The 11134-nt window shown below is 41.3% G+C and carries 13 protein-coding genes and 3 pseudogenes; 9 read left to right on the plus strand and 7 right to left on the minus strand.

Going from position 1 to position 11134, the window contains the following annotated elements; genetic code table 11:
- Nucleotides 1-143: 143 nt before the first annotated feature.
- Nucleotides 144-2118: pseudogene (locus tag LC586_RS23715) on the plus strand (two-partner secretion domain-containing protein).
- A gap of 129 nt (nucleotides 2119-2247) precedes the next feature.
- Here the strand turns inward: LC586_RS23715 and LC586_RS23720 are convergent.
- From LC586_RS23720 to LC586_RS23740, 5 genes are all read right to left on the minus strand, one after another.
- Nucleotides 2248-2856: a DNA-binding response regulator gene (locus LC586_RS23720; RefSeq protein WP_229487113.1), complete on the minus strand. Its 609-nt coding sequence runs from the start codon at nucleotides 2854-2856 to the stop codon at nucleotides 2248-2250.
- A gap of 122 nt (nucleotides 2857-2978) precedes the next feature.
- The gene (locus LC586_RS23725) at nucleotides 2979-3182 is read right to left on the minus strand and encodes a helix-turn-helix transcriptional regulator (RefSeq protein WP_229487114.1); all 204 of its coding nucleotides are present in this window, start codon (nucleotides 3180-3182) and stop codon (nucleotides 2979-2981) included.
- A gap of 109 nt (nucleotides 3183-3291) precedes the next feature.
- Nucleotides 3292-4221 (minus strand): hypothetical protein, encoded by a 930-nt coding sequence (locus tag LC586_RS23730; protein WP_229487115.1) that lies wholly within the window; start codon nucleotides 4219-4221, stop codon nucleotides 3292-3294.
- Nucleotides 4222-4254: 33 nt separating this feature from the next.
- Entirely contained in the window at nucleotides 4255-4386 is a 132-nt protein-coding gene (locus LC586_RS23735; protein WP_229487116.1) for a PQQ-like beta-propeller repeat protein, read from the minus strand.
- Between the two features lie 67 nt (nucleotides 4387-4453).
- Entirely contained in the window at nucleotides 4454-4729 is a 276-nt protein-coding gene (locus LC586_RS23740; protein WP_242064958.1) for a helix-turn-helix domain-containing protein, read from the minus strand.
- Between the two features lie 146 nt (nucleotides 4730-4875).
- Here LC586_RS23740 and LC586_RS23745 point away from each other — a divergent pair, with 146 nt between their 5' ends.
- The 7 genes from LC586_RS23745 to LC586_RS23775 all read left to right on the plus strand — a co-directional run bounded on the left by LC586_RS23745 (nucleotide 4876) and on the right by LC586_RS23775 (nucleotide 7661).
- Entirely contained in the window at nucleotides 4876-5787 is a 912-nt protein-coding gene (locus LC586_RS23745) for a hypothetical protein (RefSeq protein ID WP_229487117.1), read from the plus strand.
- Nucleotides 5788-5862: 75 nt separating this feature from the next.
- Nucleotides 5863-6189: a hypothetical protein gene (locus tag LC586_RS23750; protein WP_229487118.1), complete on the plus strand. Its 327-nt coding sequence runs from the start codon at nucleotides 5863-5865 to the stop codon at nucleotides 6187-6189.
- Nucleotides 6182-6379 carry a hypothetical protein gene (locus LC586_RS23755; protein WP_229487119.1) on the plus strand — a complete coding sequence of 66 codons (198 nt, stop codon included), beginning with the start codon at nucleotides 6182-6184 and terminating at the stop codon, nucleotides 6377-6379. Before LC586_RS23750 ends, LC586_RS23755 begins: the two co-directional genes overlap by 8 nt.
- A gap of 24 nt (nucleotides 6380-6403) precedes the next feature.
- Nucleotides 6404-6880, plus strand: coding sequence for a hypothetical protein (locus LC586_RS23760; protein ID WP_229487120.1), 477 nt, complete (start codon nucleotides 6404-6406; stop codon nucleotides 6878-6880).
- A 17-nt stretch (nucleotides 6881-6897) separates the two neighbouring features.
- Entirely contained in the window at nucleotides 6898-7050 is a 153-nt protein-coding gene (locus LC586_RS23765) for a hypothetical protein (protein ID WP_229487121.1), read from the plus strand.
- A 75-nt stretch (nucleotides 7051-7125) separates the two neighbouring features.
- Entirely contained in the window at nucleotides 7126-7524 is a 399-nt protein-coding gene (locus LC586_RS23770) for a MerR family transcriptional regulator (RefSeq protein WP_229487122.1), read from the plus strand.
- Nucleotides 7521-7661 (plus strand): hypothetical protein, encoded by a 141-nt coding sequence (locus tag LC586_RS23775; protein ID WP_229487123.1) that lies wholly within the window; start codon nucleotides 7521-7523, stop codon nucleotides 7659-7661. The genes LC586_RS23770 and LC586_RS23775 overlap by 4 nt, the downstream gene beginning before the upstream one ends.
- Nucleotides 7662-8147: 486 nt before the next feature.
- Here LC586_RS23775 and LC586_RS23780 read toward each other — a convergent pair.
- Both LC586_RS23780 and LC586_RS23785 read right to left on the minus strand, forming a co-directional pair.
- A pseudogene (locus LC586_RS23780) lies at nucleotides 8148-9932 on the minus strand (DUF4158 domain-containing protein); the annotation flags it as partial.
- A gap of 111 nt (nucleotides 9933-10043) precedes the next feature.
- A pseudogene (locus LC586_RS23785) lies at nucleotides 10044-10241 on the minus strand (tyrosine-type recombinase/integrase); the annotation flags it as partial.
- A gap of 185 nt (nucleotides 10242-10426) precedes the next feature.
- Between LC586_RS23785 and LC586_RS23790 the strand changes: the two are divergent.
- Entirely contained in the window at nucleotides 10427-10819 is a 393-nt protein-coding gene (locus LC586_RS23790; protein ID WP_229487124.1) for a helix-turn-helix domain-containing protein, read from the plus strand.
- The last annotated feature ends 315 nt before the right edge of the window (nucleotides 10820-11134 follow it).

Raw genomic sequence — 11134 nt, forward strand, 5'->3', positions numbered from 1 at the left:
ATAAAACCTGTACTTGTAAAATTGAGAAATATGCAGGTGTTAACTTGATTTCCCTTACTCGTGGTTTACTGAAAAATGAGTATATCTTTTACAAAGCTTAGGAGGATGCGATGTTTGGCATGACTACTCCTTGTTTTTTGGGAATGGCGATCACAAGTGCGATCGCTTTCGGGGCAAATTGTGCTTCTGCTCAAATTACCCCGGATGGCACTCTGCCTAATAATTCCATCGTTACACCCGATGGTAGCACTCTCAATATCACTGGAGGAACGCAAGCAGGAAGTAATTTGTTTCACAGCTTTGGCGAATTTTCTGTGCCTATTGGTGGTGTTGCTTCTTTTAATAATGCTGTAGATATTCAAAATATCATCAGTCGAGTTACGGGTGGGTCAGCTTCTAATATTGATGGAATAATTCGCGCTAACGGCACAGCTAATTTGTTTCTGATTAATCCGTCGGGGATTATTTTTGGACAGAATGCTTCGTTAAATATTGGTGGTTCGTTTGTTGGGACTACAGCTAATGCACTGCAATTTGGAAATCGAGGATTTTTTGGTGCTACTGAGAAAAATATCCCTTCACCCTTGTTGACTATTAATCCTTCAGCATTGCTATTTAAATGTCAATGTTAATGTTACTGGCATTGTTGATATTGCTGGGGAGAAAAACGGTTTTGCCAGTGGGATTCTCAGCAGTATGGGAACGGGGACAGTTGGTAATGGGGGTAACATTACTATCGATTCTGGTTCTTTCTCGTTACGCGATCGCGCTCAACTTCAAACCTCAACTTATGGACTTGGGAATGCGGGGAATGTGACAGTGCGGGCACTTGATGCTGTAACTCTAGCAGATGCTAATATCTTCAGCACGGTGGAAGTTGGAGGTATAGGTAAAGGTGGCAATATTGACATTAATGCTGCAACATTATCACTAATTGATAGCGCTCAACTGCAAACCGCTACTCGTGGTGCATCTGCAACAGCGCCAGCAGGACGGGGGGATGCGGGGAATGTCAATGTTAATGTTACAGGTATTGTTGATATTGCTGGGGAGAAAAACGGTTTTCCCAGTCAGATTCGTAGCTTGGTGTCCACGGAGACAGTTGGCAATGGGGGTAACATTACTATCGATTCTGGTTCCTTCTCTCTAAGTGATGGCGCTCTACTGACTGCCTCAACTTTTGGACAAGGAAATGCAGGCACAATTAAAGTTAATGCTGCTGAAGAAGCCACCATTTCTGGTAAGAGTTCAAACTTTAACAATGGCTTGTTCGTTAACTCTCAAAGTCCAACGGGTACTGCTGGAGATATTATCGTCATCTCACCTAGAGTTACCTTGGACAACAATGGCACACTCAACGCCCAATCTGCATCAGGTAACGGTGGCAACATCAACTTACAGACTGATTTACTGCTTCTGCGTCGTGGCGCTCAAATTTCCACTACCGCAGGCACAGCACAAGCTGGCGGTAATGGTGGCAACATTAATATTGATGCCCCGTCAGGCTTCATTGTTGCTGTCCCAAGCGAAAACAGCGACATCACTGCTAATGCTTTTACAGGCACAGGTGGGAGAGTCGATATCAGAGCCAATGGCATTTATGGTATTGAGTTCCGTGAAAGTCCAACTCCCTTGAGTGACATCACTGCTAGTTCAGAATTTGGTACACAAGGCACTGTAGAACTTAATACACCTGGTATCGACCCCAACAGTGGCTTGGTTGAGTTGCCAACAGTACCAGTTGACACCCAGGTAGCCCAAGGTTGTTACAGTCCTGGTTACGCCCAAAACCGATTTGTGATCACCGGACGCGGCGGTTTACCAGCCAATCCCAAAGACATCCTCACTCCAGATGCAACCCAAATAGATTGGGTGCCTTTTAAACTCAGCAATAACAACCGTTCCCTACCACCTGTTACTAATAAGCCAACAACTAAACCAACAACCTCCACTCCTCAACGCATTGTTGAAGCTACAGGTGCAGTGCTAAATGCCAAAGGACAAATAGTCCTCACTGCTAATTCATCTAACGCTACTTCTCATACTTCCAGACACAACCCAATTCAATGTCAAAGCAATTCGCAGTTGACAATTCGCAATTTGCAATTCAAATCCTAGAACGTTAAAACTAACTTGAGAGCGGAGATTAAAGCCTTAATTGTGTTCGCTAAAAAGACAATCTCAAACGAGTTTTCTACGATTTAAAGATACCTCTAACAAGTTTTACTACGCTAGAATTAATTGCATTCACCAAAAATTCTTTTCAATAGGATCTGAACCAATCAAAAAATCAAAATTACCTTCACCTCTGCTTCTCTTCAATGTTTCCATGATTTTTTTCGGGTTATCATGGGGGCCATTGACATAAAATGGTTTCCCGTCACGACCACATTCAATACGTATACTCTCATCCCATTCTCCGATATGCGAACGCGATTTAGAAAAGTCTTTGTGTGGTTGAAACCCTAAGCTTAGAGCGTATTCGCAAGCACTAAATATCATCCCTTGGGCAACTTCAAGGGAAACCTCTTGCGGTTTTCCGGGAAATGGCTCGAATAGTGATTCTGTAAATTCTTTAAATTTTATCCTGTCTACTGTACGTGGTGATATGGTATCTTTAACGCCCAAGCACCATATATCTAAAAGGTAGCTACAGACCGTGATTTGATTGTATCGAGCAACTCTTGCAATAACTACCAATCCTAAACCGCGATCAATATCGTCATTGTTTTTTACAGGTAAAATTTTTGTCAGCAGATTTTTGATGCTGTTTTCTGATGGGATTTTCGGTAACAATTGGATAAGACTATCGCTTGCTAAACACTGATATACGGGGTCTAGTTCTCCTTTTGTCAATTTATGAGAAGAATTCAGAACTCAGGAGTCAGAATTCAGCATGAATTCTGTACGAGTGGGTGATGAATATTGGTTAAAACCTCGCCCCTGGTGGGCGAAACTAAAATAAATATTTTTCGTAATCAAAACTGTATCCCCTTGTGGGTAGAGTTTTCTGAATTCTGAATTCTGTCTTCTGACTCCTTTTTATCTAATGTGGTTTGCTGTGCTTGATTTTGAATCGCTGCATTGACGGATGACACTTTCATACCCAGTTTTCGAGCTATTTGTTTGGGTGTTAAATTCAATGCCCGTAAATCCATTATTTCTTGTTGTGTTCCTGTCATAAATTACTACTTTCTACAAACAACTGGAGCAGAAATATATTAAACCAAAACAAGATTTTATTAATTTAATACCACAACCAATCACAGAAAGCATTGCTTCTTTGTTGCATTAATCTCTAATTTCCAACTCCAGAACCTTCAACAATTTCTCTTCCAGTCCAGTCAAATAAGCACGATTCAGCTTCCCCAACGACTCCAAAAACTTCTGCACCGACTCCTCCAGTCCACTCGAATACACCCGATTGATGCGATCGCAAATCACCTGCATCTGCTCACACTCGGCAGGCAGGTAATTGTAAGATTTGAGGTGCTGCAAACCAACGGTGTACCCCCCATCCCAGAGTTTTACAGTGCAGCTGAAATCATTCACCTGATTAACGATGCCCCAGCAGCCACCCTTGCCCCTGAGTTCGGGGTTGTCCTTGACTACGATTTGGCACACTTCGCCGATTTGGTAAGTGTTTGGGATTTTGGCGCGTTCCATTATTCGCTGCACCACATCCTTTACGATTCTACCACTTGGCACTTTACCACCCGCTTCCTCTACAGCCTGCTGCCATGCTTCTGGCTGTTGTGATGGTTCTAGCTTTGTCAGTGGTCGAACTTGCACTTCTGATGTCGGCAAAATTTGGGAACTATTAGTTCCCATTTCATCTTGACTTTCATTTTGGGAACTATTAGTTCCCATTTTTATATTGTCAACTATCTTTGAACCAGCTATTAGATAATTTACATGGCGGTAAGTATAACTAAACCTGTCCCTGCAATATTCCTCAAAGGTTTGGTGGGTCGAGCGGTACAGTCTGCGATCGCGTAATTCCGTTAATGCCTTCCCCGCTTCAAAAAACGCCCGTTCTACCTTCCGTTCAAGATGCAAGCGATCGCGAATCTCCTGCTCGATTAATTCAGGAATCTCAACAGCAGTGACGGTGATTGTTGCTGTAACTGGGTTTTCTTCTTGGGTCAGGTTATCTGGTGGCGTGTCGTCACTGGATGTGGCAGAGGTGGCTTTGTTGCGCTTACGGGGTGGTTTAGTCATTTTTCCACCTCTAGCTGAACAGTGCTTGAAGAGTCAACTTTCAGGGTCTTGTCTCCATCTGACTCTACCTGTAGTAGCTTCCAAGCATACTTTTTCTCCATATTGCGGCACTTCTTTTTCCTCTGTTGCAGCGTGTTGTGACTCTGGTTTCTTTTCCCTAGTCATACCTGTTCCACTGTAAGGAGAGTAAGAATAATGCTGTTGATTTTCACTTTTCCAAGGGCAAAAGCACTCATGCAGCCTCGACCTCTGAGTTGGAACGCTTTCTTGATTTGCGTTGAGGTATGTCTTCTGGATTCCTCATTTCAAAAAGATCACCTACTTCTCTAGTAAAGTAATTGCACAAAACTTCAACTGTACCGACATCAACGCGGCTGAAGTTATTTGTGAACAAGCGGTTAATCGTTGTGATATCTAACCCAGTTTCTTTTGCCAACTGTCTCTGTGACAGCTGTGGATCTTTTTCTGCCATAAGCACGGCTAGCCTACAAAACATTTTTTTGCTCATCCCTCCATCGTACCTGTAGGCTACATTAACACAAACTTATGCACTAGCACATACATAATATGTGCATATACATATAAAACTTGCATTACCCCTCGACAATTGTATGTACTACCGCATACATTGATATATATTAGAGCAAATAAAATTTGCCAAAAACAAAAGACGACCGCCCCAGTCTGCAAAACGAAGCGATCGTCTTTCAAAAGATCCACCATCAAGATGGAGTATTACTCATCATGACATATCCGACTTACAGCCAACAACAGCTGCAATTGAAATCCATAGCCCGCCTCAAGCAAATCTACAGCGAGATCGGCTGCACAGTCCAAGTAAGCGACAAACGCTGCAAGGATGCATGGATTACTGCGATCGCTGATTATCAAGCCACCCAAGCTCAGAAAATCGCCCAGGCTGCCCCCAATGAACAAATCACAGCCCAAGCCAACGCGATGGCTGCGCCAACGCCAAGGGCGAACGTACCGGAACAACTCACTCCTGTAGAAATCAGCTTCTACGAGCATGAATATTACGCTGGTAATCAGCTGATAGCCAGCATCAGCCATGACGACAGCCACTTAACCCAACGCTGGGTAGTCATGGTCAACGAGAAAGAAGTATTTCGTGCTAATACTCTAATGCGCTGTCATCGCTTCATCTGCACACACTACAAAGACGGCACACTGCCAGTGCAAGAACAAGAAGAACCATGCACCACTGGCAATGAAATCATGTCTCAGATTTGCACCGAATGTGAAAAATTCGGCTTTGAAATCCTCGACGATGGAATTTACCACAACGACGCGAAACTGGGCGAAGTGGGCTGCACTGACGGCATCTGGTCGTTCACACGCGCCACAGACGAAACTCAGCAGCGCATTCCCTGCGACTCAGCGCTGGATGCCGTGTGGTGGCTGTTGATGGTGGAAACTTCGTCCAGCATTGAACCAACACTTGAAGAATTGCTAGACCGACCATTTGAGATGCTGACAGCCATTGACTGGGAACTGTTGCGGGAGTATGTGCCAGTTGCAGAAAGTCGGGATTTGGTAACGGCGTAATTATTCTCATTCCAGGCGATCGCTCAACAACTGCGATCGCCTCTCGCCACATTTTCAACAATCCCCATTAAATCAATGCAACCCACAATATCAATCCCCCAACACTGGGGCTACCCTCGCTTTGCTTTACAGCAGCGTACTAAAGACGGCATCATTCTGGGGCTTTATTACTACCCAAATGGTACAGAGTTGGCTGAACAATTCGGTGATGGTTGGCGCTATGTGCTGATGCCTAATAAAAACTCTGATGAATTGTTTCACTTCCAGGAGTCTCAAATTCAACCGCTCTCCCCACAGGAATTATTTTCACAGATACGCGCAGAGATTGAGTTTTATCAAAGTCAAATAGCAATTCTGCAACAACAGTTATTCGCCATCACTGGAGGTAGCACCAATGGCTAATTCTACCAGTTTTGACCGTAGAGCAAATCATTTGCTGCGTTCGATTCGGCTTTGTGGTGGTTGTGTGCCTCTGCATCGTCTGCAATTCCAATTCTCCGCCAAGGTCATTCAAACACTGCTGGATAAAGAACTGGTGCAAGTGCAGAACACAGGACGCGGCTTTTTGTTGGAGATTGCCGAGGATTTTTAACTCTTAATCGAAGAGGAACCAATTATGAAACTTTACGCTAAGACCATTCCACAAACTTTACCCAATTGGGCAACTGTCGTTACAAAAGGTGCAGATTTGATTGAGATTGAAATTAACGATGAACACCCTAACTTTCAATCCCTACTTGAAGAGTTAGCCACAGAGATTGAACCAGGAACCATCGGCGTGAAAGTGGAAGATTTATGTTCACGCCTTGGCATAGAAATGTCTAACCCCAACCTATACCAATTACTTGAACAAGCCCAAAACCTGATATTAGAAATTGCTACGCACCCAGACTACAAACAACTGCTGGAGTTAGGATATAGCCCAGATTTAAACATTGCTGATGCTCAAACTGCACTGAGTTATCTGCAATGGGAGATAGAGCGCAATCGAGAACGATGCAACAGTTGCAAGCAGCAAAGGCTGGGGCAGGCTGAACCGGAATTTAGAAGTCGGAAGTCAGAATTATTCTGGCTTCTTATCTATTCAAATTAGCAAGCAGAAATTAACCAATGAGAGTCATCGTTACAGTTGTTGAAAAAATCACAAGTGAAGCGCACATTGATATCCCTGATGGGCTGAATCAATCCGCTTTTCCCGCAGCACACCGTAGACCGCTACAACAGTGGGGAAATACTCACAAATATGAACATCTTTCAAGTTGACTTTGAATCTATCAGCGCTCGGATTGTACAAGAACAAGCTGACACCAATTTTCTCTCTTTATTAGAGGTGACATTATGAATACAAAATGGACAGATGAAGAATTAGCAATTATTGAAGCGAAAGTTGAAGTCTATACAGTTAAACAAATAGCTTCAATCTTAAAAAGACGAGGATATCAACGCACACCAATTGCAATTTATCTGAAGTTAAATAGCTTAGGTTATTCAGCCCGTCCCACTCTTGATAACTATTCTTGTCAAGAAATTGCTCAAGTTCTTCAATTGAATTTCTCAACTGTATGTAGGTGGGTAAAAAGAGGATGGCTCAAAGCAACAAAACGTTCTGCTAGACATTACCAAATTCGGAGATGGCATCTAAAACAGTTTTTTGACAACCCACCACAATCAATTAAAAAACGTATCACCTCTCTTGATCCAGAAGCAATTAATTACTTGTTAGGGAGAAAAGCATGACAGAACAAATCACTCCCTTGGAAACTCAAAAAGTTCTTGACCTCTGCTCTGGTATTGGCGGCTTCACCCTTGGTCATCTGATTAGGGGTAGAACTAGCGAGGCTGTCATGAAGTGCAAACTAAACAGTTTAGTTTAAAACTAGAGTAAATCCATAGATATTTGATTATGATAAAAGCGTTTTTATCATATTATAAACTATACATTGAGATTGCATATTTTCAGTCACCTCTTGAGGGGTGCGATCGCCCTTTGAAGGGCAGGGCTGTTTCATTCGTAATGGTCATGGTTTTGTCAAGAGTATGAGCGATAAATTTAGGGAAGTTGGGAACCCTTAAAATTACCGTAACACTCCGTAAAATTAGGTGCGATCACCATGATAATTATCCAATTTTATTTTTTAATCACCTGATTTTTTGCCTGAGACGCTTGTAAATGAGGGCCTTTTTGGGAATGAAACAGCCCTGCTTTAAAGGGCGGTTACACTAGGAGCAGCGATGGCGAAACGCCCGCCTGATTGCGATCGCACGCCCAAGAGGTAATAGACATTCTTAATTGAAAGAAGATAACTTGAGAGCGTAAGGGTTTGTGTTTATGAGACTGTTTCAATTAGCAAACGTTCATTCATATCCAATTCTTTGAGAATATCTAAAAGACTAGTCGTAGGCCAACGCTGCAAAATTTCAGTTTTGAGGCGGAATAAATTTAACGGTTCAATTTGGGGTGGTATAGGTGATAGACAAATTCTTGATTGTCCTTTGTTTTTAATTTTGATATATTTATTTTTAGGTAATCCTAGTTCTAACTGCATCAACGCTGATTGCATTTGCTGCTGTAAATCAGCAATAAATTCTTCGACATCAGATGGTTGTGAGAGAGCTTGAAAATATTCAGTCCGTTTGACTTCAAAATCCTTTGGTAAATCTAATTCTGGGTTACGATAACGGTAGGCTCCAACTACCCAAATTTCTTTGCATCTGAGTTTGTCTCTTAATGCTTGAAGCACACTTAATTCATAATTGATCCGATTAACCTTAATATCACCATCACTACTCCTTTCCAAGATTAACTCTTGCCAGCCACTACGTAGCACTCCTTGAATAGGAATATCTTCTGTTATGTCATAATATCGCTGGTTACTATCAGCATATTTTTTGAGTAATTCTAGTGCTTGAATTACTGGACGATGAACGTCATTATTTGAACGAAATTCTAGCTGCTCTAAAATTAATGGTAAAATTCTCCGGTAATGTCTGCTATAAGAAGAGCGCATCACAGTATAAACTCGTTCGCGGTAAGCATTACCTGTTGATTTGTATTCTTTAACTAAATTTTTAAGAGTTGTTTCACTGACAACCGGAAAAATAACTTCTCTAATAACTCCATCCGGCTGTTGCAAAGAAGCCTCTGCCATTTGAAATAGTAAATTAGTCTTGCCATTAACCTTTTTAAAGTCTTGTAATAATTCTTGGTCTACACGTTTTTCTGCTTTCGTTCCTATTCGATGTACAATTTGGATAATCAGCTCTACTAAATTATCTATGATTTCTTGACTTCTCAACCAAGCAAAAATAGCAACTAATGTGTAACGTATTGATTCAGGATGGCGACGTAAGTCACTAGGATATTCAACAACTACACGTTGTTTATATTGTTGTAAAACTTTAGTTGATATAGTTGTAAATAAACCAACAGGTAAGTCTAACTGGCGTAAAATAGATAATTTTTCTATCTCTCTTTGGAAGCTTTCTACACCTATTCTACCTGGGTCTAACTTTAATTCGTTCCATACCGATAGCTCTACTGATTCAATAATCTCTTCAGAGACTATAAAGTTTGAGTCAGACTCAGTAGTATGCATTTGGAATAAGTTATCTATTTGTGAAAGTGTTTGACTAGATAACTGTGCAACAGTGTTTTGGAAGAATTTATCTTCAAAACTATGAAGAGCAGAGCGAACGATACGTTCTAGACGACTGAGAGTTGGTGGCTCAATTTTCAATTCTCGTAAACGATCAAAAGCTGCTAACTTTAATTGTTCAAATTTTAATTCATAAATCAGTGCTTGTTCTGTTAACCAGTCAGTTAATTCTTGAGCGTCATTGACAGTAGCTTCTCGAAATCCAAAAAGTTCTCTAATTTTCTTACGGTAATATTTTATCGACCGTCCTTGCCAATTACAGTCTTGGTAAATACTTGGAGAAATACTGAGTTTTTGTGTCACATAGTTAACAACTACAGATGGAATTTCATGGTCTGTTTCTGGAAATCTGGCTTCTAGCTGAAAAAATTTGAGTAATAGAGCAAAAACTAAGCGATTTTGAGGATTTTTATGCACTAATAGCACTAATTCGTTTGGTAATAACGTCCAATACTCCACCAGTTCTTCTGGTTGCCAGTTTCGTTTCATTAACCCTCATTCACTTGATAAAGAGTAGAGTACCTACTCTGTACCGTGAGAATTAACCTCTAGTCAATATATGTATTAGTAAATTTATTACTCAGAAATGTTCCTTAACTTTTATATACTTTTTGTTAAATTCTCTAAAGCAGACTTTGCTACTATTTCTGCTCTTGCACTAGTTACTTTTTGGTAGCGGAGAGTTGTTTGAATGTTTTCATGTCCCATCAGCGCCCGTAATTCTTCAATTCCCATCAATCCCACCCGCTCAGTAGCAAAGGTATGGCGGAGATCATGCAACCTAATCCCTTTCAATTTAGTGTTAGCTCATAAGATTTAAGTGTACTAGCAGCTAATCCATCTCGTGAAAGAAAAGCTGTAGCAACTTGTGCTAATGTAGTTGTCAAGTTTCACCTCTTTATCTAATTAAAAATACTGCTATTCATTTAAAATACGCACTTATTTTAAATAATTAATTATATACTTTAGTACATATTAAAAGCATGGACAATACCCCCCAACCCCAAGAAACGCTGGCTCTTTACGTTAAAAGAATACGCACAAGCCTTTCGCTAAGTCAAAATGATTTGGCAACTAAGGCAGGCATTCATCTTCAAAGTTTAGGTAAGATTGAACGAGGCATGACTACTAAGCTCAATAGTAAAAGCCAGCGTGGATTAGCCATCGCATTGCAGGTTCCATCTGAGTACCTTGATGCGGTTATCCGGGGTGTACCCATGTCTGCAACCGATATCCTTAAATTTTGCCCCCACTGCTGGCAGCCTGGAACAACTCTTGAAGAAATAATGCTACATCTTTATCTTGCCATCAGCGACTTACTTAGGCGATCGCATGGCACTTTTATGAAAGCAAGTTTTCCCGAACGCCTCACTTAAGGCGTGGACATCTCCAATTTTGACGGAGCAACAAAAAGTGTTGCTTCTGGGCTTGAGCGATTCTTCGAGAACACCGCAGGCATCGCAGAACTTTTTGGTGTACTGAGTGTATCTTAAGTTCCCAAGGATGTGATAGCATACCTTCAACAATTTTAGATAGCATAGCGAGCAGCCAGATTGGGGAATAGGAGAAGCTCAAGTCGATATTTTCCTCCATGAAGGATTAATTGATGATGCAATAAAAACAGTAGAGAGAGATACTTACTATGATTCCAAACTGGTTCATCGAGTCATGAATGTAGCAGTTTCCCATCG

The organism is Nostoc favosum CHAB5714 (genome assembly GCF_020829495.1).
In the GTDB taxonomy this organism is placed as follows: domain Bacteria; phylum Cyanobacteriota; class Cyanobacteriia; order Cyanobacteriales; family Nostocaceae; genus Nostoc; species Nostoc favosum.